Genomic DNA, 21,255 nt, shown 5'->3' with positions numbered 1-21,255 from the left:
ATGGAAGGGAAAACGTTAATGGTTATGATGGATATATAAAGTTTCAATTTGCTTCTCTAAAAGAGCAGAAATATGTTCGAGAATGGCTAAGGATGAAATATCGTGTTCAAGGAGAGGAAGAAATATTTGTTTCTTATGTTCGAATTTCTCTTTGATTTCATCCAGATACAATCTTTCGTTTGTTCTTCTTTGTTCCATGAATCTGCCATCTGCTTCCTCAGGAATAACTTTATTGACAACGATTGAATTCACATGGATTCCATGCTGATGCAAGGTTTCGATTGCCTTTCCAGTTTCAAGAATTGGCAGCCGTTCAGCGTTCAAAACAAAAATATATTCCGTTTGTGTTTCATCAAGAAGGAGTTCCCTGACTCGCTTGAAGCGATTTTTCCGTTCATTCAACTTGTCATATAATGGATCCTCGCTGATTTCACCATCATTCATCCACTGCGCATAATTCTCATTCACTTTTTTCCGCCGTTCCAACAGCCCGTCCATCCAAACACCCATCAATTCTGGGAGAGTCAATAGCCTGATTGTATGCCCTGTTGGCGCTGTATCGAATACGATTGCATCATAGTTTGCAATTTCCTCAAGAATCAGCGAGGTGATTTTATCAAACAATGCTGCTTCCTCTGCTCCAGGGGAAGCGGCAGCCATATCAATCTGTCTGTTCACTTCGTCCAGCATGGTCGCTTTGACAAGTCCTTTTAGATTCCCTTTTACCCCATTTATATAATTTCTTGATTCCTGTTCCGAGTCAATCTCCAGTACATCAAGATTCTTTGTTGCTTTTTCAATTTTACCGCCGCTAAAATTTTTGTGGAATAAATCCCCGGTATTATGGGCGGGATCCGTTGAAACAAGCAGGACCTTTTTTCCTTTTTGACCGAGAAAAAGCGCCATTGCCGCTGACGTTGTGCTTTTGCCAACCCCGCCTTTTCCGCCGATAAAATAAATTCTCTTCTCAAGCATATCCATAAAATCTCCTCCTAACAGCAGCGTATCCCATCAAACGGGGACTTCTCCATCCCTGCCCTCAGATGCCAATCATGGAATCTTTCAATGATGACCGGATAAAGTTCAAGTGAATAGTAAAAAGCCGGGTTAGGCAGTCCCAACATTTCTGAAAAGCAAAGCAGCATAAACAAATCCTCTTCGTCTCTTAATTCCCTGGCAATCTCTGTTCTGTGCGGCAGTTTGAGAATTTCATCATACACTGCGATGGCACGTTTGAATTGTTCGTAAAACCCCATACTATTACCTCCTTGCAAAAATAACAATAGAGACCGGTCGCCCGGCCTCCAGTGTATTACATTTCCTTGCTTAATGGCGGAGGATTATTCCTGCTGAAGGCTGCAATTGCCTCGAGGATGATCCAGAATACAAAGATCAGGATGAGTCCGCCGATTCCAAAGAGCAGCATATTCAACTCGCTGCTTCCATATCCAGACCACTGAAATACTACCTGCTGAATCATGGCCCAAAGTGTCATGAAGAAGACGAACACCATAGGAATGAAGGTGACAAGATAGTTTCTTCCCTGCCGCTTCAGCCAGATGGAAATAAGCAGCAGGCTGACACCCGCCAGAAGCTGATTACTAGTTCCGAACAGTGGCCACAATAAATATCCACCAGAACCAAACCCGTTTGGACCTTTTGGCAGTAATACTAGCGCCGCACTGGAAACAACTGCAACTGTTGTAGCTACATGAGGATTAGTCAAAGACTGGACATTATATTCACTTCCAATTTCAGCAATGATGTAACGCATCAATCTTACCGAAGTATCAAGAGTGGTAGCAGCAAAGCTGACCACAATGATCGATACGATAGTCCTTGCGATGTCTGCAGGAATCCAAATTCCAGTCGCAAGCTGGGCAGCACCATTGATGAAGTTGCCAAGACCTCCAGAGCTTGCAGCTGCAAAACTTGAATATGCAGCACTAAAGTCAGCTTTAGTTGCAAAGACGGTGACAACTGAAATAATGGCGATCAAAGCGAGAATACCTTCACCTACTGCACCTGCATAGCCAACAAAGCGGGCGTCAGTTTCTTTTTCCAGTTGCTTGGATGATGTCCCTGAAGAAACAAGTCCATGGAATCCGGAAATGGCTCCGCAAGCAATGGTAATGAACAATAACGGGAACCAGGAAACATCGGTTGCCGCTGCATTCATTGCCGGAGCAGTAACATCAGGCTGTAAGAAAACAAGGCCTGCATATAGGATGAATAAGCCCACAACCAACTGGTGTGAATTGATATAATCGCGAGGCTGGAGAAGCTTCCAAACCGGCAGAGTTGAAGCGATATATACATAAACCATCAGTACAAGGATCCATACAAAGAATGCCATTGATACGCCGCTTAAACCGAACATGACGGTATTATCGGCACCGCCGAAGTATTTCACTAAATCGATTTGCAATACTGGTACACGACTGGCAAGAACGGCTGCTCCATACATGACGACAAGCGCTACCAAGGAAGGCAGAAGCATCCCTTTTTTCTTTTTATAAACAGCGTAGCCAATCCAGATTGCAAGCGGAATTTGCAGGAATATTGACAGGACGCTTGCTGGGAAGCTGACAAACAAGTTCGCTATTACCCATGCAAAAACGGCGTTGACCATCAAAACAAGTATTAAAATAATGAATAAGAACATGATTTTTGCACGTTTGCCAATCAGCTTGTTTGTGATTGTACCTACTGATTGCCCCTTATTCCTGACGGAAAGAACCAGAGTTCCAAAGTCGTGCACACCTGCTGCAAAGACCGTACCTAAAGTAACCCACAGGAATGCAGGAAGCCAGCCCCAGTACACAGCGATTGCCGGCCCAACAATTGGTGCAGCCCCGGCTACAGACGTAAAATGGTGTCCCCAAAGGATCATTTTCTTTGTTGGAACAAAGTCCACGCCATCTGAATACTGGTGTGCCGGTGTCACATAGTTCGGATCAAGACGGTAAATCTTTTCAGCTACCCACTTAGAATAGAAGCGGTAGCCAATCGCAAATACAATCATTCCGATTACAGCTAACCATAAAGAATTCATTTAATTAACCCTCCCTTTTTATGAGTTGGTACTACAACTTAATAATAAAAATATATTAGTTGATTAGTCAATAAATTCTGACTTCTTTTTAAAAAAAGGATAAATGATTATTTAATGAATGTAAGGTTGCTTAATAAAAATTCCAATTATCCCCCCAAAAAATTTTCCCAACATGGTGATTCGACATTTTTAGACTTCATTGTTGAAATGTTCAGACAACTAAAGTATAACTATGATAATCTACTAATTTTTATTAGCTAGAATTCGATTTTAGGAGGAGTTCATTTGAAGAAGAAAGTCGTATCATTAAGTTTAACAGCAAGCTTGGCATTGAGCGGAATGGTTGCAGCTACGGGCTTTGCAGCACCATCAGCAGATTCTCCAGCCAAGAAATTCACAAAAACACATGGATCACCTGAATTTGTTGCAGGCAATCTGACTAATCCATCGGAAAAAGCAGCAAAGGATGTTGTTCTTGGATATTTAAATTCTTCAAAAGGAAAATATAACCTCAGTGCAAATGATAGTTTCGTAGTCAAATCACAGGAAACAGATCAGCTTGGCGGAGATGTAGTCCGCCTTCAGCAAGTATTTAACGGTGTTCCTGTCTGGGGAGCTGACCAGGCTGCCCGAGTGGATGAATCAGGAGTGCTTCAAGTCTTCAGCGGTACTGTCAGCAAAGGCTTGGGCGAAAAGCTAGTAAAGGCCTCAAATAAGAAGTCACAGAGAGATGCAATTGCAGCAGCTGAAAAAGATCTTGGCTTCAAACCAGATTACGAAGCAGCTCCATCTGCTGAATTGGTTGTTTTTCCTGCTGAGGACCAGGCAGTATATGCCTACCATGTGACATTGAACTTCCTCAGTCCGGAACCTGGCAATTACCAGTACTTTATCAATGCGGTAACAGGTGAAATCATTAATAAGTACAATGCCATTCATACTGCCGGCAAAGTCAATCCTTCTTTAACCGGTACTAATACTGTTGGTTCTGGTGTCGGGGTGCTGGGCGACCAGAAATCATTGAATACTCTACTTTCGAATGGTTCTTATTACCTACAGGACAATACTCGTGGAAATGGTATATTCACTTACGATGCACAAAACCGTCAAAGGACTCCAGGTACCCTTTGGGCTGATGCCGATAATAATTTGAATGCATCCTATGATGGTGCGGCAGTGGATGCTCATTACTATGCAGGTCTGACTTATGATTACTATAAAAACAAGTTTGGCCGGAATTCGTATGACAACAAAGGAGCAGCACTGAAATCCACTGTTCACTATAGCAGAAGTTACAACAATGCTTTCTGGAACGGGCAGCAAATGGTTTATGGTGACGGCGATGGAACTACCTTCATCCCGCTTTCCGGAGGCCTTGATGTTGTCGCGCATGAATTGACTCACGCTGTGACAGATTTTAGTTCGGATCTGGTTTACCAGTATGAATCGGGCGCACTGAACGAAGCGATTTCGGATATCTTCGGTACACTCGCTGAATTCCATGACAACAATAATCCTGATTTCGAAATCGGCGAAGACATCTATACACCAAACAAGACTGGTGACGCACTCCGCTCCATGAGCGACCCGACCAAATACGGCGATCCAGATCACTACTCCAAGCGTTATACTGGAACGTCCGATAATGGCGGAGTCCACACAAACAGCGGAATCATCAACAAAGCGGCCTACCTTCTTAGCCAGGGCGGCACACATTACGGTGTGACGGTTTCTGGAGTCGGTACTGAAAAATTGGGTGCAATCTTCTATCGTGCAAACACGGTCTATTACACATCTTCAACGAACTTCAGCCAGGCGCGTGCTGGAGCTGTACAAGCTGCTAAAGACCTGTACGGATCAACTTCTCCAGAAGTCGATGCAGTCAATAAAGCTTTTGATGCAGTGGGAATAAACTAATAGCTTCATATTCATTCAGACTGGCTCTTGTTCGAGGAGAGCCAGTCTTTTTATGTGGTCCCTTTTGAAAAACCGTTGTTTTCCGATTAAGGTCAAATGCTGCATTGGTGACCTTTTTTATAATATCCCTAGATTTTTGGTCCCCAATCTCCTTTATTGGTGCCCTCTTTTATGGATTCCTAAATTTTTGGTCTGCAATCCCTCCTTTTGAGGCCTGTTGTCCCTCATGATTCTCGTACAAAATCAAAATCCTATTTTGTGACACACGCCATTATCGATAAACGCCTTTGTCCGGCTATCTTCTGCAGTAAGTTCAATCACCAATACTTCACCGCTTTAATTAAATGATTGACAATCTTCTATAACAGCGTTAATATTTAGAGAAATTTAATAATTCAATTTATGTAATCTTATCGAGAGAAGCTGAGGGTCCTGGCCCAATGAAGCTTCAGCAACCATCAACTTTGTTGAAAAGGTGCTAATTCCAGCAAGTTTTTTAAAAACTTGGCAGATAAGAAGTTGGCTGATATTTTAAAAGTCTTCTTCTTGAGAAGGCTTTTTTGTTTTTAGTTTTCATTTTTCGCAATTATTCTGTGAGTTACTAGTTTAAAAGCGATCATTTTTAAAACAAACATTGCCTCCTGCCAATCAATCATTAGGAGTGAGTATATTGGTGAAAATTGATACCAAGTTAGCACAGCTAGGCAATAGGAGTGAATCTGCAACTGGTGCGGTGAATCCTCCCATTTATTTAACGACAGCGTATCGTCATGAAGGGATTGGACAGTCCAGCGGTTACGATTATGTCCGTACCGGCAACCCAACTCGCGAAATTTTGGAAAAGGCGATTGCCGATCTTGAAGAAGGCACACGGGGATATGCATGCAGTTCCGGAATGGCGGCAATTTGGACCGTTCTCTCGTTATTCCAGTCTGGCGATGAATGGATTGTCTCAAAAGATTTATACGGAGGTACTTACAGGCTTCTTGAGCAAGGTTTCAAAAAATGGGGATTACTTAGTACATACGCAGACATGTCTAATTTAAATGAAATCAAAGCAGCCATCAATCCTAATACGAAGGCGCTGTTTGTGGAAACACCGACAAATCCTTTGATGGAACAGGCTGATATCCAGGCGATCGCGCAAATAGCGAAAGAGAACGAGATATTGCTGATCGTGGATAATACCTTCTACACTCCCCTTCTGCAAAAACCATTGACTCTAGGTGCGGATATTGTGATCCACAGTGCGACGAAATACCTTGGCGGCCATAATGATGTGCTGGCAGGATTGATCGTTGCCAGGGGCGAAAAAATCTGTGATTCCCTTTTCCTCCATCATAATGGGGGCGGAGCGGTGTTAAGCCCGTTCGATTCTTGGCTTCTCCTTCGCGGCATGAAGACATTGTCATTAAGGATGGAGCGGCATGAGCGGAATGCCACGGCACTGGTTGAATTCTTGGAGAATCATGAAGCCGTAAAGGATGTCCTTTATCCCGGCAGAGGCGGAATGATTTCGTTCCGCGTCCAGTCTCCTGCCATGGTCAATCCGTTTTTAAAAAGTCTTTCCACGATCACTTTTGCAGAAAGTCTTGGAGGCGTTGAAAGTTTCATTACCTACCCAGCTACACAGACACATGCTGATATTCCGGCTGAAGTCCGTGAACAAACCGGCGTTTGTGACCGGCTGTTGCGATTCTCTGTCGGAATTGAGGACTGTGATGATTTGATTGATGATTTGCAAGCGGCACTTAAGAAAGCGATTGAGGAGGCTGGAGTTAAATGAGCCATCCATATACCTTCGAAACCCAGCTGCTCCATAATAAATATAAGGTGGATCCTGCAACTGGCGGAGTAAGTGTTCCAATCCAGCACGCTTCTACCTTCCATCAGTCTTCTATCGATCACTTTGGAAAATATGATTACAGCCGCAGCCTCAACCCTACCAGAGAAGCTCTAGAGGATATAATCGCAGAATTGGAGGGCGGTGTCAGGGGATTTGCTTTTTCATCGGGTATGGCTGCGATTTCTACTGCCTTTATGCTGCTTTCGCAGGGAGACCATGTAGTGATTACCGAGGATGTTTACGGTGGTACATACAGGATGGTAACTCAGGTTCTGAACCGTTTTGGAATTGAACACACATTTGTGGACATGACAGACCTAAATGCCGTGGAACAGGCGATCCGCCCTCACACCGCATTGCTCTATGCAGAAACACCTTCGAACCCTTTATTAAAAATAACGGATATCCGTGCACTTAGCTCAATTGCCAAAAAGCATGGAGCCTATACTTTTGTGGACAATACCTTCATGACCCCCTACCTCCAGCGGCCACTGGATCTGGGAGCTGATATCGTGCTTCATAGCGCCACAAAGTTTCTGTCCGGCCACAGTGACACAGTTGCTGGCCTGGCGGTTGTAAAGGATGAAAAATTGGCAAACAAGCTATATTCCCTTCAGAACTCCTTCGGCGCAGTCCTCGGTGTCCAGGATGCCTGGCTGGTGATGAGAGGAATGAAGACATTATCTGTAAGGATGGACCAATCCCAGGAAAGTGCAAGGAAGATTGCACAATTTCTAAAAGGCCAGCCTTTAATCAAGAATGTATTTTACCCAGGCCTGGCAAGTCATGCTCAGTCGGACCTTCAAGCTCAGCAGGCGGGTGGTCCTGGGGCTGTCCTTTCTTTTGAGTTTGCAAACGAAGGCCTCCTTCCTGGATTTATTAATTCTGTTAAGTTACCGGTTTTTGCAGTCAGCCTCGGGGCGGTAGAGTCCATCCTCTCCTATCCCGCAAAGATGTCACATGCAGCAATGCCTCTTGAAGAACGCAAGCTAAGAGGAATCAGTGATGGTCTCCTCCGGCTTTCAGTGGGACTTGAAAACGCCGAAGACTTGATTTCGGACTTTCAGCAGGCCTTATATGCGATTGAAGCGGTACCTGCTAACAGGGAGGGATTATAATGAATTTCCTGAAACGTATGGAAAATGAAATTTTAATAGCTGATGGTGCGATTGGTACCCTCCTCCATTCCTATGGAGCTGGTACCTGTTTCGAAGAGTTGAATCTCTCTCAGCCAGAAGCGATTGTAAAAATCCATAAGGCCTATATGAACGCCGGAGCCGACCTGATCCAGACGAATACATATGCTGCCAATTATATAAAACTTGAAAGATATGGACTTGAAGACCAGGTGAAGGAAATAAACAGTGCAGCAGTCCGGCTTGCCCGTCGAGCTGCAGGCAGCGAAGCTTATGTGCTCGGCACTATGGGCGGCAATCGCGGAATCAGGCCGTCAGCCATTCCCATCGAAGAGATCAGGAGGAGCTTCCGGGAACAGCTCTATTGCCTGCTTCTTGAAGGCGTGGACGGACTGTTGCTTGAAACCTTTTACGATATGGAAGAAATAGAGACAGTACTTGAAATTGCCAGAAAGGAAACAGATTTGCCGATTATTGCCCAGGTATCGCTTCAGGAAATAGGCATCATGCAGGACCAGACCCCTCTCCAGGAAGTTTTCAATAGACTGGAGGAGCTTGGTGCTGATATTGTCGGGCTTAATTGCAGATTAGGTCCCCACCATATGATTTCAAGCCTTGAACAAATTGAGCTTCCGACAAAAGCGTTCCTATCAGCGTATCCCAATGCTGGTTTGCCATCCTACACGGATGGAAAGTTCCACTATGAGGGAGACCCGGAATATTTCAGGAAAGCCGCCCGCAGCTTCCGTGACCAGGGCGTCAGGCTAATCGGCGGCTGTTGCGGAACCACCCCTGAACATATTGAAGCATTAGCTGATGAGCTAAAGGGTTTGCAGCCAGTCATTGATAAGAAAATTTCGGCAAAAAAAGCCAGGGTTGTGGTCGCTCCAGTAGATGTTAAACGGCCAGAAGCTCCCCTGCATGAATTAGTAAAAGAACGCCCTTCGGTGATCGTCGAGCTGGACTCTCCGCGGAAACTTGATACTACCCGCTTTTTTGAAGGAGCGAAGGCTTTAAAAGAAACTGGAATCGATGCCCTGACACTGGCGGATAATTCTCTTGCGTCACCAAGAATTTCAAATTCCGCCATCGGCCATTTGGTAAAAGAAAAGATCGGAATGCGGCCGCTTGTCCACCTGACTTGCAGGGACCGGAACATTATAGGGCTGCAGTCACATTTAATGGGGCTGCACACACTTGGCCTTCATGATGTCTTGGCAGTTACCGGAGACCCCGCCCGTGTGGGTGATTTTCCAGGAGCCTCTTCTGTTTTTGATGTTTCTTCCTTTGAATTGATCGAGATGATCAAACAGTTCAATTCAGGACTCTCCTACTCTGGCAAAGATTTAGGCCAAAAAGGCGCCTTTTCCATCGGAGCGGCCTTCAATCCAAATGTGCGCTCCATTGATAAAGCTGTCATGAGGATGGAAAAGAAAATCAAGGCTGGTGCAGATTATTTCATTACCCAGCCGGTCTACTCAGAAAAAATGCTTCTGGCAGTCCATGAAGCCACAAAGCATCTGGATACACCAGTCTATATTGGACTGATGCCGCTTACGAGCAGCAGGAATGCAGAATTTCTCCATAATGAAGTTCCTGGCATCAAGATTTCACAGGAAATACTCGAAACGATGGCGAAATTCAATAATGAACCCCTTCAATCCAAGAAAGAAGGCATTGCCATCACGAAGGGTTTGATCGAGGCTGCCGCAGAACTATTTAACGGGATCTATTTAATCACCCCTTTCATGAACTATGAAATGAGTGTCGAATTATCTGGATATGCCAATGAATACAGCAGCCTTCTAAAGAGGAGGAAACAAAATGTCAACTTTGTTAATTGAGCAGATGAAGCAAAAAATCCTCATCATGGATGGTGCAATGGGAACAATGCTCCAGCAGGCTAATCTTTCCGCAGATGACTTTGGCGGTGAAGAATTCGAAGGCTGTAATGAAATCCTGAATCTTACTGCACCCGAAGTGATTGAACATATACATCGAGAATATTTCGCTGCTGGCGCAGATATCGTAGAAACCAATACATTCGGTGCCACGAGCCTGGTCCTTGACGAATACGGTTTAGGCCATAAAGCTTATGAAATCAACAAGAAAGCCGCATTGATCGCCAGGGCAGTTGCAGACGAGGGATCTTCTCCTTCCCAGCCCCGATTTGTGGCTGGCTCGATGGGACCCACAACGAAAACATTGAGTGTTACCGGGGGTTCCACTTTCGAGGAAATGTCGAAAGCATACGAAGAACAGGCCCTCGGCTTGATCGATGGCAAGGTGGACATGCTGCTTCTTGAGACCAGCCAGGATCTGCTAAACGTCAAAGCAGCATATAGCGGTATCAAGCGCGCTTTCGAACAAAGCGGCAAAGAACTTCCGATCATGATTTCTGCCACAATCGAACCCATGGGTACTACACTAGCCGGCCAATCGATTGAAGCATTTTATATTTCGGTTCAGCATATGAATCCCATTGCCATAGGGCTGAACTGTGCAACAGGCCCTGAATTCATGCAAGAGCACCTTCGCTCTTTGTCTTCCCTCTCCCAGTCCGCAGTCAGCTGTTATCCTAACGCTGGACTGCCGGATGAAGAAGGTCAATATCATGAAACTCCAGATACTCTTGCACAGAAACTTTCCGATTTTGCCACACAAGGCTGGCTGAATATCGTCGGTGGCTGCTGCGGTACCACTCCGGCCCATATAAAGGCGATTTCGGAAAAAATGAAAGAACGGGCGCCAAGGCAGACAGAAGTAAACCCGCTTCATATGGTATCTGGAATCGAACCTTTCATCTATGATGATCCAACCTTAAGACCGATCATGGTTGGTGAACGGACGAATGTTATCGGTTCGCGGAAATTCAAACGCTTGATTTCCGAGGGGAAAATAGAAGAAGCAGCTGAAATTGCAAGAGCTCAGGTTAAAAATGGAGCCCATGTCATCGATATTTGCCTGGCGGACCCTGACAGGGATGAACTAGAAGATATGGAAAAGTTCATTAAGGAAGTTGTCAAAAAGGTGAAGGTTCCGCTGGTAATCGATTCGACTGATGATGCAGTCATTGAAAAGGCGCTAAGCTATTCTCAGGGGAAGGCAATCATCAATTCCATCAATCTGGAAGATGGCGAGGATCGCTTTGAAGCAGTTGCTGAACTGATCCACAAATATGGTGCAGCAGTGGTGGTCGGCACGATTGAAGAAGAAGGTATGGGTGTATCCGCTGAGAGAAAATTGGCGATTGCCAAACGTTCATATGACCTGCTTGTCAATAAATATAAGGTTCCACCGCAGGATTTGATATTTGATCCGCTTGTCTTCCCGGTCGGTACCGGGGATGAACAATATATCGGTTCAGCCAAAGCGACTGTCGACGGCATCAGGATGATTAAGGAAACGTTTCCGGAGACCCAAACTATTCTTGGAATCAGCAATGTTTCATTTGGTCTTCCTCCTGTGGGCCGTGAAGTATTGAACTCTGTCTTTCTTTATCACTGCACCCAGGCTGGCCTGGACTATGCAATTGTGAATACGGAAAAGCTCGAGCGTTTTGCTTCAATTAGTCCAGAAGAAGTAAAAATGGCTGAAGATTTATTGTTCCATACTACAGATCAAACACTTGCTGACTTTACTGATTTTTACCGGGATAAAAAGAAGGAAGCAAAAAGCACCCTTCCTGATATGACACTTGAAGAAAGGCTGGCCTACTATGTGGTCGAAGGTACGAAAGAAGGCCTTCTGCCTGATCTGGATATTGCACTTGAAACATACCCTGCCCCGCTGGATATCATTAACGGTCCATTGATGGACGGGATGAAAGAAGTCGGCCGACTGTTCAATGATAATCAATTGATCGTGGCGGAAGTTCTTCAAAGCGCCGAGGTCATGAAAGCGGCTGTCTCTCACCTGGAGCCGCATATGGAAAAAAATGAAACAACCGCTGCTAAGGGTAAAGTGCTTCTTGCTACTGTAAAAGGCGATGTCCATGATATTGGAAAAAACCTTGTCGATATCATTCTCAGCAACAATGGCTATGATGTCGTCGATCTTGGAATCAAGGTTGCCCCGACTGCGCTCATTGAGGCGATCAAAAAAGAAAAGCCAGACATTGTCGGTCTTTCGGGTCTGCTTGTAAAATCTGCGCAGCAGATGGTGCTCACCGCACAGGATATGAAGCAAGCAGGTATCAACCTTCCGATAATGGTTGGAGGCGCAGCCCTTTCAAGGAAGTTTACTGATACAAAAATCGCGCAGCAATATGACGGACTTGTGTTATATGCAAAAGATGCAATGAACGGTCTGTCTCTCGCCAATCGACTAAGGGAACCAGACGGCTATGAAGGTTTGTTGCAAGAACAAAAAGAAAAGCAGGAAGCTGCATTAAACAAGCAAGAAATTATCATACCTGGCAGGAAATCTGCTACCGCTGTCCTTGAACGTCCAAAAGTGATCGAAAAGGCACCGGTATTTATCCCACAGGATTTGAATAGGCATCTCGTTAAATCCTACTCCCTTTCCCATATCGAGCCCTATATCAATCAACAAATGCTGTTGGGACATCACCTTGGTTTGAAAGGGAAAGTGGAAAAATTGCTCGCTGAATCAAATGAAAAGGCAGTCAAGCTGCAAGAGGTTGTCCAATCGTTGTTAAAAGAGGCAAAAACAAATGGATGGATCAAACCAGCAGCTGTTTATCAATTCTTCCCTGCTCAGTCCGAAGGGGATAAACTCTATATTTTCGACCCTCAGCAGCAGGACCAAATTATTGAAACATTTGAGTTCCCGCGTCAAGAAGTTTCTCCAGGACTTTGCCTGGCGGATTTCGTCCGGCCTGTAACAGATGGTGAAAAAGATTATGTCGGAATGTTTGCGGTAACGGCAGGTGCTGGAATTCGACAGGCAGCAGAAGAGTTGAAACATAAAGGTAACTTCCTTGAAAGCCATGCCCTTCAAGCCCTGGCTCTTGAGACCGCCGAAGGCTTTGCAGAGCTGCTTCACCGACAAATCCGCGACCGTTGGGGATTCCCCGATACACCGGATATGACGATGAAAGACCGATTTGCCGCCAAATATCAGGGTCAGCGTTTTTCCTTCGGCTATCCTGCCTGTCCTGATCTAGAAGACCAGAAGAAACTGTTCAACCTGCTTAAACCAGAGGAAATCGGCATTCAATTGACCGAAGGATTCATGATGGAACCCGAAGCATCTGTCACAGCGATTGTATTTTCACATCCAGAAGCAAGGTATTTCAATGTATTGAAGAATTAACAGAAGTTGCAAGAGGGGTTCCTCCCTCTTGCTTTTTTATGTTAGGAATAAGGGCTAAAAGAAAATCTCGAAAAAGGAAACTCTCGTTTAAACTATTTATTTGCCTGATACGATCTGTATCTTGTATTATTTCTGGAAAATGAACCTTCAACGTCTCTTGAATCGTCTAAACATAAGCAAACTTGAATTGAGGTGGGATATTGGAGCCCGGCAATAGAATGATACATTACGAGGAGTTACTGGAGACGTTAGTCAATGACTATGCTGAACGCGTGAAACGATTGGCTTATACATACGTGAAAAGCTGGCAAGCTGCTGAAGATATTACCCAGGAAGTGTTCATTTCCTGTTATAACAATCTTGACTCATTCCGTGGTGAGAGTTCATATAAAACCTGGATTTTTAAAATTACTGTTAATAAAAGCAAGGATTACTTAAAAAGCAGATGGTACCGATCAATTGTTCCCTTTGATTTTGGAAGGTCATTGCTTCCTGGAATTAAAGCGTCACCTGAGGATGAAGTGATTGAAAAAAATGGTGACTACACACTATCAACTCATGTGCTTAATTTACCTGCAAAATATCGTGAGGTTATCATTTTATACTATTACGAGGATTTAAATATTACAGAAATAAGCAAGATGACCAATATAAAAATTGATACGGTGAAGACAAGATTAAGGCGTGCAAAATCATTGCTTCGTAAATTGTACGAAGGAGTTGAACAGGATGGAGAATAAATTAAAAAACTTGCGTTCAAGCATGGATCAGACTGTCTTAAAGGATGGCCGGATGAGCAGTACAGAAAAACAAAGGATAATAGAACATGCATTGAATAACGATTCTCACAAGAAAAACAGGAATTTAATGGGGCCTTTTCTTTCTGTGGCGGCTACAATGATTTTCTTTTTCTCTATTGGTTCTTTTACATATTATAATCTTCTGCCTGACAAAACTTCTTCTTCCGATTCATCTGCAACAGAAACAATAAGAGAAACAGAAAAAATAGTGAATGAAAATGAGCAATCCACGCAAAAATCAAGTGAAAAAGCCTGGAGGGATGTTACTGTCCTGGAACCAGGTGCAAAATATGACATGCCGACGAATGCCAGGGATTATATCGCCAGTGCAAATAGATCCATCCATACAAGTCCTGCTCCTGACTCCAAACTTATTGAGCGTGGATTTGATGAAATGTACTATTATTATTTGGAGGCAATGGCTTTACAGAATGGATTAAATATAATAAAGGTAGAAGGCACTGATCTTGAAAAAGATTTTAATAATCTCTATATCCTGTCCCAAATCATCCAGGAAGAACAAGGAAAACGGTTAGATGGAGTCAATATAGAAGGTGTTAGCAAGTTTGATGCCCATAAATATTGGAAAGAACCTACTGATGAAATGGAGCAATCACTTGTATATCTGCAAAATTTGCTCAATGATCTAGATTTGATCATTAATCACGACGGAAAAGGGAAATTATTTGGATACTCCTATCAAGCAGATGGCAATAAAACAGCTGAGCTGCAAAAATTCATAGATGATTATAATGGTTTTTAAAAATGGATAATTCATCTGTTTCTGGCAAATATTATATCCATAAAGAAATCCTGGAGGGTTTTTAATGGAATATAAACATAATATGGAGTTTGAAATCAGGCATGGGTTTATGCCGAATATGTATAACTCTGACCGGTTAAAGGTTTTAGAGGTTTCAGAAAGCAGTGTGATCATCCAAATGAACAATGCTGAAAATCGAAGTGTCTTTCCTGTTGACCATCTGGATTATTGGATTAAGCGTGGACTGTTGGTGAATGTAAACGAAAAGAAACGTTCCTCATAAAATCTCCAAATGAATGAATAAGGAAAAACAGCGGATGTCTTCTCATCCGCTGTTTTCTTTTTCAATACTATTCATGAAGATGAAGCCTGCCCCAATCATTGCCAACTTAAATGTTAAATGGGTATCTACCAAAAAATCCGGGATTGGATAAGAGAAAGGAATGAACCAGAAAGAGAATTTTCAGCCAATTTACTTTCCAATTACCGTTACGCTGGGTTTCCTTAAGCAGTCCCGGAATTCCAAGATAAACACCTAATGGAAAATACAATAATACAGAAAGGAAGCTCCAGGGATAGAGTCTAAATGTCTCCATTCCGACAGTCTCAAAAAATTGCTGGAACTTCCCAATCACGATCTGCAAAATCACAAAACCTGACGTAAACATTAGGTATTTAATTATTTTTATTTATTCTCCCTCCTTATTGCACGGATACAGTCGAACTGGTTAGATTTTGAATAAAGCTGGTAAGTTTCTCTAAAGCTAGCTTTCCGCTTTAATTCTTCCTGTTTTGAATTCCAAATATATTCTAATGCAAGATAATTCATTTCCATTTAAACCGCCTCCCTATTCTTAATTCAAGAATACAGGAAGGCGAAAATGGAAACATTCACCATTGGATTGATTCTTTCTACGTCTTATGACGGATTATTTTTAAGCCCTTAGATTCCCTTTTTCATTTGGGGCTGATAGTCTTTTGAAGTTCTCACTTCAACAGTGAGGCTGCCCTTGCTGACAATTGCTTTTAACAATAATGGCACACCAGTTGTGTTTTCAAACCTGAAATCCTTGCCTCCGTATGAAACAGTGGCGTCCCTTCCCTTTGGCACATAACCGACTGAAAGCGAATGATGATGTTTTTCTACATATCCAACCCCAAGAACATCGACCGCATTGAATAAGGTTGAAGAAGTCTGGCAGATTCCTCCCCCAATGCCCATTACCAGTTTTTTGTTCACTATTTCCTCTGCAGGCTGGTAACCATGTGCTTCATCACTCGGACCGACCGTTGTGTTGAATGAAAAGACATCCCCTACTCCCAAAATGACATTGTTAATCGCCTTGGCTGACAACTCGATGTTCTTTGTCCTTCCGGCAACACCCGCATTAAAAAATGTTGTATATTTACCGACAACGACCTCATCGAGCCTGGCTGCATCATTCAATTCGTAGCTGCTTGCCGTCACATAGAGCGGCAGTTCGACAGTCCCTCCTTTTTCAGAAACCTCAATGATGCTCTCTACCAGTTCCGCCTCTTCCAAAATAATGAGTGGGCTCCCCTTGATTACCTGGCCGTCTGGCCCCAGCTTATCGGGAATCATTCGTCTGTCAAAACCAGGATCCGTTTCTGTACCTCGGGCCAGTTCACGCGCCCACTTTTCCAGCTCGGACCTATATTTTTCATCATCTGTACCAAAACCCAACTCAATTGGCGTCAGCGACTTGATAACTTCTTGTGTTGTGGGTTCAATGACATTCACTACAATTGGCTCAACGACTTCTGGTTCCTGTTCTTCTTGTACCTCTTCTTCTTCTTCTTCGGCTATTTGATCATCAGATGGCTCGACAACTTTCTGTTCCGTTTCATCCTTCGTCGAAGTCTGTTGAGCACAGCCAGACACTCCAATGCATGCTGCCAGAATTAAAATCCATACACCCTTAATAAATCGCCCCATACCTTCCCCCATCATTCCTATATATAATTTATGCAGCATTCCATTATATTCAGGAATACTTTTCCATATTTCAAGGTCAGCGATGTTTTATTATTTTTTTTCTTATGCTTAACATTTCATATAAAAAAAGGTAAAATACTTATAAACCAATAAGAAAGGTCGGATTTGTTTTGACTGATAAAATACAATCGGTTCCTCAGCCTTTAGTAAGGACAAATCAATGGTTCATCGTCATTAGTGTGGTTGCTGCCTGGTTAACAGGTTTTGAATGGATATTGAGTTTACCATTAGCGGCAGGATTATCAGGATTATTATTTGGATACAACCCAGTCATGAGGGCTGCCAGGCATTTTTTGAAAAAAGATTCTTCCAAATATATTCCTGAAGATTGGGAACAGCAACAGTTCAACCAAAAAATTGCTGTCATTTGTTTAGCAGGAGGCCTTGTTTCTTTCGCGAGTGGATATACAGGGCTTGGTTACTTCTTCACCATCATGGTTGCAATGGCAGCATTTATAGCCATTCTTGGATTCTGCATCGGCTGTTTCATTCGTTTCCAATGGAGCAAATACAAAGCAAAGCACGCATCCACCTCTTGAGAGAGACCCCTTGTTGGTCTCTCTTTCTTATTTCTCCCCCTGATTCATGGTTTTGTTGAATTGCTGTGACTTTCCTCTTGGGATGCTGAGTGTTTCCCATTCGTCATTTTTAAGCATCTTCGCCAGATAGACAATTTGTCCAGAATGACTTGACTGATGGACAATTTGGCGTTGGATGGCTTGCATGGCATTATGTGGCTCACTTCTTATATATACCGTTGAAGTAAGATCGTCTTCTGTTAATTTTGAAAGTGTTTCAAAAAGGATAGACCAGCCCTCATTCCAGGAATGGAGTAAATCTTCTTTCGAGTGAAAAGCGCCTTCGAATTCTCCATCCCGGTCACGGTCGGGTTTTTCGCCGTCGGTAGTCAAGAAATCCCGAAACCTTGATTTGAGGTTACCGCTCATATGTTTGGCAATGATCGCTATGCTGTTTGATTCTTTGTTAGGAGAATAAATTAGCTGTTCAATACTCAATTGAGACATGGCTCTTTCCGCTTGATTCTTAATACTTTGGAAATTTTCATAAGCAATTTTTAAATATGCCATTAAATTCACCTCCCTTGTTTTAAATATTCCTCACAAGGACCATTAATTCCTTCGGAAGTACCAAATAAAGGAATATAAAAAAGAGATTCCAAAAGGAACCTCTTTAAACAGCCTCGGCCATATCGGTACCGAATCTTCTTTTTTGGATATAGATCAATCTTAGTGACAAAGAGATCCCGGCTGCCAGCAATCCCGTCGTAAGGCCAACCCAATATCCGGAAGCTTCAAGACCGGTATTGTGTGCTAGCAGGTAACCTACCGGCAGGCAGATGAGCCAGTAGGCAATCAGCGTGATGACGAAGGATATATTCACATCCTTATATCCACGAAGGGCCGCCAGCGCAGTAGCCTGAATGGCGTCAGAAATCATAAAGAATAACGCATAAATCAAAAATTGGCCGGTTAACGCAATAACGGCGGGCTCATTTGAGTAAAAACCTGCCACCTTATAACGGAATAACACGACAAGCAATCCTGCACCAATAGCAATTAGCGCTGCCAAATAAATCCCCAGCCAGCTGTATATTTTGGCATCCTTGTAACGGCGGGCACCTACTTCGAACCCAACCAATACAGTTAATGCCATCGAAATACTCATCGGGATCATATAAAGAAATGAGACAATATTCAACGCCGATTGATAGGCTGCAATCGTCGTGATATTGAACTTACTGATTAATATCGTGACGACAGCAAACATGCTCGTTTCAAAAAAGATGGACAAACCCATCGGAACACCGATTTTCAATATTTCTTTTACTTTCTCTCCCGAAAATTCCTTGAAGTATTCCAGCCCAACAAAATCTGAAAATGGCTGTTGTTTGATAATGACTACGGCTGTCATTGCAGCAATTACATAATAGGTAATGGACGTGGCATAACCAGCACCCGCACCTCCAAGCTCCGGGAAGCCCCAATATCCAAAAATCAGGACATAATTAAGGAAAAAGTTGATTGGCAGGGACATGAGCAGGATATACATGACCACTCTTGTTTTACCAAGAGCATATATGAATGACCGCAAGACATTAAAAATAAACAGGGGAATAATCCCGTAACCTAATCCTGCAAGGTACCGATACGCCGTTTCATGTACACTTTCAGGTAAATTCATTGCATATAAGATAGGATTTAGCAGAAAAACACCCAAGATAATAACTATTATGGCGATGATAAAAGCTAAATATATTCCATGTGTCAGTATGGAAGCTACCTCTTTTCCCTTCTTTTCACCAAAACGCTGGGCTGCAATTGGTGATACCGCCAGCAGAATCCCGCTAAGGCCTGTGAATACAGGGCTCCAGATTGATGATCCAATCGCTACACCAGCCAGGTCCGAGGAATTATATTTTCCTGACATAATGGTATTGAAAAAGACCATTGAGAACATCCCCAATTGCGTAATCAGGATAGGGATCAGCAAGACAAAAATCTGCTTTATTTTTTCTTTTGTCGAAAAAGTCTGGTACATCTGTGTACTCCTTGAATATAGTAGTAATATAAGTCTCTTTTCCTATATATGACTGCATAAGTGGCTTTGCGACAGTAAAACTTCAAGTCAAAGCAGTCTTGTCTAGTATAACAAAATCTAACCAGTTCGATGGGATTTTTTTTGGATAACTAAATATTATTATTATTTTAAAAAATGGAAATACCCCCCTAATTATTTTCTGCGAAATCCTTGATACAATAGACATATATCGAGGAGTGAACATCATGAAAATCATAAAGTACTTTCTGCTCTTATCTCTCATTTCTGCCTTGTCTATTTCCGCATGGATTTACTATCCCCAATACCAGCTTAATAAGATGAAACAGGAAAGTGCTCCTGTAACTGAAAAAACCAATAAGCTTACTTATATAGATTATTACCGTACATCACCTGACAGTACAATCAACCATCTTGCGCTCGGGGACTCAATCATCCGCGGGTATCGAATTTCTGAAGAAGAAAATTTCATCAGTCAATTTTCAAGCAAGCTTGGTGTTGAAACCGGCAAACAAGTCATATCTCAAAATGAAGGAATTATAGGGATCACCAGCGAACGATTGAACGTGCTGGTACAGGACGGAGTATATGATGAGGAAATAAAAGAGGCGGATCTAATTACCCTAAACGTAGGCGGTAATGACATCCTAAAACTCGTCAAGAAAAGTGATATCTATAGTGCACTTAAGTCTTTTGACAGTCTTCAAGGAGGATTTTCAAAAAATCTTACCGAAATCACCACTCGAATCAAAGAATTGAATCCAGCAGCGACTATTGTTTTTCTTGAGCTGTATAATCCAATGCCAACTGATCATCAATTTTACTCATTAGCAGACAAACTGCTTCCAAAATGGAATTTAATGATTTATGAAACAGCAAAAGAAACACCATATTCCATCGTGGTCCAAACAACGAACGTCATCAACAGTGAGAATTTGCAATATCTGTCCACTGACGGAGTTCATCCCAATCCGTTAGGGAACACAGCGATTTCAAACCAGATGCTGGAACAATTCCAACAACAGCATAAAGCGGATGCCGTATTGGCAAACCGCGAAAAATAAGCTGGGCTATATGCCTGGCTTTCTTTATTTTTGAGGATCTTCCTGAAAATGTTCATTTAACAGAACACTTTCTGTTGTAGCAAAATTGACAGATTGCAGACTCGTTTCTTTATCGAGACCAAATAATTGGGCGATTCCATTTTTATCATCTGGATCTTCCCAATCTTTCTTCATGTTCATCATCTTCAGACACCTCCTTTAACATTCTTTGTTTTATATATTTTTTGAATCGATAAATTTCGTCGCGTCAGCCTGACTCTGATTGCCAAACCCTAAAAAAGATTAATTTAGGGTTGTAACAATTAGACTCCCTCGCAGATAAAAAATTATAACGGGATACCAATACCGAAAATGGATTGCTTTAACAGGTTTGAATAACAAGCCAGACCCATAGTCATACAACGTCTGGCTCGTTTTTCAGGTATGATTTCTGCCGTTATAGTTTATAAAAACCAAACCTTCGCTATTTTCTCTTCAGTCATTTCATAAATGGCAACAGCTTTTTTGGGTTCGCTGTTCCCCCTGCCAGTTACAAGCTCATGATCGACTACCTTGTTATCATGTACAATCCTTGCCAATAATTCAGCATGGTTGTTGGGATGGTCCTCAAATAACTTTTTGTAGCGAACCCTCATTTCTTCGATTCCGTTTGTGGTGATAGCATTTGATGGAAACTCCATTATTAGCACATCATCGCTGTAAACCGACAAAAACTCTTCCAAATCTTGTTTATTGTAAGCATCAAGTTGTTGCTGTGCGAGCATTTCGGGCGTCTTTTTCATACTAGCCATCCTTTCCCAAGC

The 21,255-nt window shown here is 42.8% G+C and carries 19 protein-coding genes and 1 riboswitch; of the genes, 10 read left to right on the top strand and 9 right to left on the bottom strand.

Features of this window, described 5'->3' with window-relative positions:
- Positions 1-15 precede the first annotated feature (15 nt).
- From J7E38_RS10710 to J7E38_RS10700, 3 genes are read right to left on the bottom strand one after another with little or no spacing between them, the layout of a single operon-like run.
- On the bottom strand, positions 16-981 hold the full coding sequence (locus J7E38_RS10710; protein WP_214705744.1) for an ArsA family ATPase: 966 nt from the start codon (positions 979-981) through the stop codon (positions 16-18).
- Positions 982-992: 11 nt separating this feature from the next.
- On the bottom strand, positions 993-1,256 hold the full coding sequence (locus tag J7E38_RS10705) for a cory-CC-star protein (RefSeq protein ID WP_214705743.1): 264 nt from the start codon (positions 1,254-1,256) through the stop codon (positions 993-995).
- A gap of 56 nt (positions 1,257-1,312) precedes the next feature.
- Positions 1,313-3,055: a carbon starvation CstA family protein gene (locus J7E38_RS10700; protein WP_214705742.1), complete on the bottom strand. Its 1,743-nt coding sequence runs from the start codon at positions 3,053-3,055 to the stop codon at positions 1,313-1,315.
- A 285-nt stretch (positions 3,056-3,340) separates the two neighbouring features.
- Between J7E38_RS10700 and J7E38_RS10695 the strand changes: the two genes are divergently transcribed.
- From J7E38_RS10695 to J7E38_RS10660, 8 genes are all read left to right on the top strand, one after another.
- Positions 3,341-4,972, top strand: a complete 1,632-nt coding sequence (locus J7E38_RS10695) for a M4 family metallopeptidase (RefSeq protein ID WP_214705741.1) — start codon at positions 3,341-3,343, stop codon at positions 4,970-4,972.
- A gap of 407 nt (positions 4,973-5,379) precedes the next feature.
- Positions 5,380-5,490: riboswitch (SAM riboswitch) on the top strand.
- A 152-nt stretch (positions 5,491-5,642) separates the two neighbouring features.
- Positions 5,643-6,758 carry a methionine biosynthesis PLP-dependent protein gene (locus J7E38_RS10690; RefSeq protein WP_215038440.1) on the top strand — a complete coding sequence of 372 codons (1,116 nt, stop codon included), beginning with the start codon at positions 5,643-5,645 and terminating at the stop codon, positions 6,756-6,758.
- Positions 6,755-7,936: a cystathionine beta-lyase gene (gene metC / locus J7E38_RS10685; protein WP_214705740.1), complete on the top strand. Its 1,182-nt coding sequence runs from the start codon at positions 6,755-6,757 to the stop codon at positions 7,934-7,936. Before J7E38_RS10690 ends, metC begins: the two co-directional genes overlap by 4 nt.
- Positions 7,936-9,798, top strand: a complete 1,863-nt coding sequence (locus J7E38_RS10680; protein ID WP_214705739.1) for a bifunctional homocysteine S-methyltransferase/methylenetetrahydrofolate reductase — start codon at positions 7,936-7,938, stop codon at positions 9,796-9,798. The genes metC and J7E38_RS10680 overlap by 1 nt, the downstream gene beginning before the upstream one ends.
- Positions 9,779-13,231, top strand: coding sequence for a methionine synthase (gene metH, locus J7E38_RS10675; RefSeq protein WP_214705738.1), 3,453 nt, complete (start codon positions 9,779-9,781; stop codon positions 13,229-13,231). The genes J7E38_RS10680 and metH overlap by 20 nt, the downstream gene beginning before the upstream one ends.
- 218 nt (positions 13,232-13,449) lie before the next feature.
- Positions 13,450-13,971 (top strand): sigma-70 family RNA polymerase sigma factor, encoded by a 522-nt coding sequence (locus J7E38_RS10670; RefSeq protein ID WP_214705737.1) that lies wholly within the window; start codon positions 13,450-13,452, stop codon positions 13,969-13,971.
- Positions 13,961-14,794 carry a hypothetical protein gene (locus J7E38_RS10665; protein WP_214705736.1) on the top strand — a complete coding sequence of 278 codons (834 nt, stop codon included), beginning with the start codon at positions 13,961-13,963 and terminating at the stop codon, positions 14,792-14,794. The genes J7E38_RS10670 and J7E38_RS10665 overlap by 11 nt, the downstream gene beginning before the upstream one ends.
- A 64-nt stretch (positions 14,795-14,858) precedes the next feature.
- Positions 14,859-15,077: a hypothetical protein gene (locus J7E38_RS10660; RefSeq protein WP_214705735.1), complete on the top strand. Its 219-nt coding sequence runs from the start codon at positions 14,859-14,861 to the stop codon at positions 15,075-15,077.
- A gap of 402 nt (positions 15,078-15,479) precedes the next feature.
- Here the strand turns inward: J7E38_RS10660 and J7E38_RS10655 are convergent, their stop codons facing one another.
- Complete coding sequence (locus tag J7E38_RS10655) at positions 15,480-15,629, bottom strand: hypothetical protein (protein WP_214705734.1); 150 nt, start codon at positions 15,627-15,629, stop codon at positions 15,480-15,482.
- Between the two features lie 108 nt (positions 15,630-15,737).
- Positions 15,738-16,751: a VanW family protein gene (locus tag J7E38_RS10650; protein WP_214705733.1), complete on the bottom strand. Its 1,014-nt coding sequence runs from the start codon at positions 16,749-16,751 to the stop codon at positions 15,738-15,740.
- A 170-nt stretch (positions 16,752-16,921) separates the two neighbouring features.
- Here J7E38_RS10650 and J7E38_RS10645 point away from each other — a divergent pair, with 170 nt between their 5' ends.
- Entirely contained in the window at positions 16,922-17,350 is a 429-nt protein-coding gene (locus J7E38_RS10645; protein WP_214705732.1) for a DUF4395 domain-containing protein, read from the top strand.
- 27 nt (positions 17,351-17,377) lie between these two features.
- On the opposite strand, the gene J7E38_RS10640 is transcribed toward J7E38_RS10645, so the two are convergent.
- Both J7E38_RS10640 and J7E38_RS10635 read right to left on the bottom strand, forming a co-directional pair.
- The gene (locus J7E38_RS10640) at positions 17,378-17,899 is read right to left on the bottom strand and encodes a DUF1572 family protein (protein ID WP_214705731.1); all 522 of its coding nucleotides are present in this window, start codon (positions 17,897-17,899) and stop codon (positions 17,378-17,380) included.
- A gap of 103 nt (positions 17,900-18,002) precedes the next feature.
- Complete coding sequence (locus J7E38_RS10635) at positions 18,003-19,370, bottom strand: MATE family efflux transporter (protein ID WP_214705730.1); 1,368 nt, start codon at positions 19,368-19,370, stop codon at positions 18,003-18,005.
- A gap of 245 nt (positions 19,371-19,615) precedes the next feature.
- Here J7E38_RS10635 and J7E38_RS10630 point away from each other — a divergent pair, with 245 nt between their 5' ends.
- Complete coding sequence (locus J7E38_RS10630) at positions 19,616-20,452, top strand: GDSL-type esterase/lipase family protein (RefSeq protein WP_214705729.1); 837 nt, start codon at positions 19,616-19,618, stop codon at positions 20,450-20,452.
- A gap of 24 nt (positions 20,453-20,476) precedes the next feature.
- On the opposite strand, the gene J7E38_RS10625 is transcribed toward J7E38_RS10630, so the two are convergent.
- Entirely contained in the window at positions 20,477-20,635 is a 159-nt protein-coding gene (locus tag J7E38_RS10625) for a hypothetical protein (RefSeq protein ID WP_214705728.1), read from the bottom strand.
- A 260-nt stretch (positions 20,636-20,895) separates the two neighbouring features.
- Positions 20,896-21,234, bottom strand: a complete 339-nt coding sequence (locus J7E38_RS10620) for a nuclear transport factor 2 family protein (protein WP_214705727.1) — start codon at positions 21,232-21,234, stop codon at positions 20,896-20,898.
- Between the last annotated feature and the right edge of the window lie 21 nt (positions 21,235-21,255).

This window comes from Bacillus sp. ISL-35 (assembly GCF_018613355.1).
Lineage (GTDB): Bacteria > Bacillota > Bacilli > Bacillales > Cytobacillaceae > Mesobacillus.
This window is presented reverse-complemented; position numbering and strand designations above follow the sequence as displayed.

What these genes read in the sequence shown, in the direction of transcription:
- J7E38_RS10640 (WP_214705731.1), bottom strand. Translation starts at nt 17,899, where the DNA reads ATGGCATATTTAAAAATTGCTTATGAAAATTTCCAAAGTATTAAGAAT.
- J7E38_RS10630 (WP_214705729.1), top strand. Translation starts at nt 19,616, where the DNA reads ATGAAAATCATAAAGTACTTTCTGCTCTTATCTCTCATTTCTGCCTTG.
- J7E38_RS10635 (WP_214705730.1), bottom strand. Translation starts at nt 19,370, where the DNA reads ATGTACCAGACTTTTTCGACAAAAGAAAAAATAAAGCAGATTTTTGTC.
- J7E38_RS10655 (WP_214705734.1), bottom strand. Translation starts at nt 15,629, where the DNA reads ATGGAAATGAATTATCTTGCATTAGAATATATTTGGAATTCAAAACAG.
- metH (WP_214705738.1), top strand. Translation starts at nt 9,779, where the DNA reads ATGTCAACTTTGTTAATTGAGCAGATGAAGCAAAAAATCCTCATCATG.
- J7E38_RS10625 (WP_214705728.1), bottom strand. Translation starts at nt 20,635, where the DNA reads ATGATGAACATGAAGAAAGATTGGGAAGATCCAGATGATAAAAATGGA.
- J7E38_RS10660 (WP_214705735.1), top strand. Translation starts at nt 14,859, where the DNA reads ATGGAATATAAACATAATATGGAGTTTGAAATCAGGCATGGGTTTATG.
- J7E38_RS10705 (WP_214705743.1), bottom strand. Translation starts at nt 1,256, where the DNA reads ATGGGGTTTTACGAACAATTCAAACGTGCCATCGCAGTGTATGATGAA.
- J7E38_RS10665 (WP_214705736.1), top strand. Translation starts at nt 13,961, where the DNA reads ATGGAGAATAAATTAAAAAACTTGCGTTCAAGCATGGATCAGACTGTC.
- J7E38_RS10650 (WP_214705733.1), bottom strand. Translation starts at nt 16,751, where the DNA reads ATGGGGCGATTTATTAAGGGTGTATGGATTTTAATTCTGGCAGCATGC.
- J7E38_RS10620 (WP_214705727.1), bottom strand. Translation starts at nt 21,234, where the DNA reads ATGAAAAAGACGCCCGAAATGCTCGCACAGCAACAACTTGATGCTTAC.
- J7E38_RS10710 (WP_214705744.1), bottom strand. Translation starts at nt 981, where the DNA reads ATGGATATGCTTGAGAAGAGAATTTATTTTATCGGCGGAAAAGGCGGG.
- metC (WP_214705740.1), top strand. Translation starts at nt 6,755, where the DNA reads ATGAGCCATCCATATACCTTCGAAACCCAGCTGCTCCATAATAAATAT.
- J7E38_RS10680 (WP_214705739.1), top strand. Translation starts at nt 7,936, where the DNA reads ATGAATTTCCTGAAACGTATGGAAAATGAAATTTTAATAGCTGATGGT.
- J7E38_RS10670 (WP_214705737.1), top strand. Translation starts at nt 13,450, where the DNA reads ATGATACATTACGAGGAGTTACTGGAGACGTTAGTCAATGACTATGCT.
- J7E38_RS10700 (WP_214705742.1), bottom strand. Translation starts at nt 3,055, where the DNA reads ATGAATTCTTTATGGTTAGCTGTAATCGGAATGATTGTATTTGCGATT.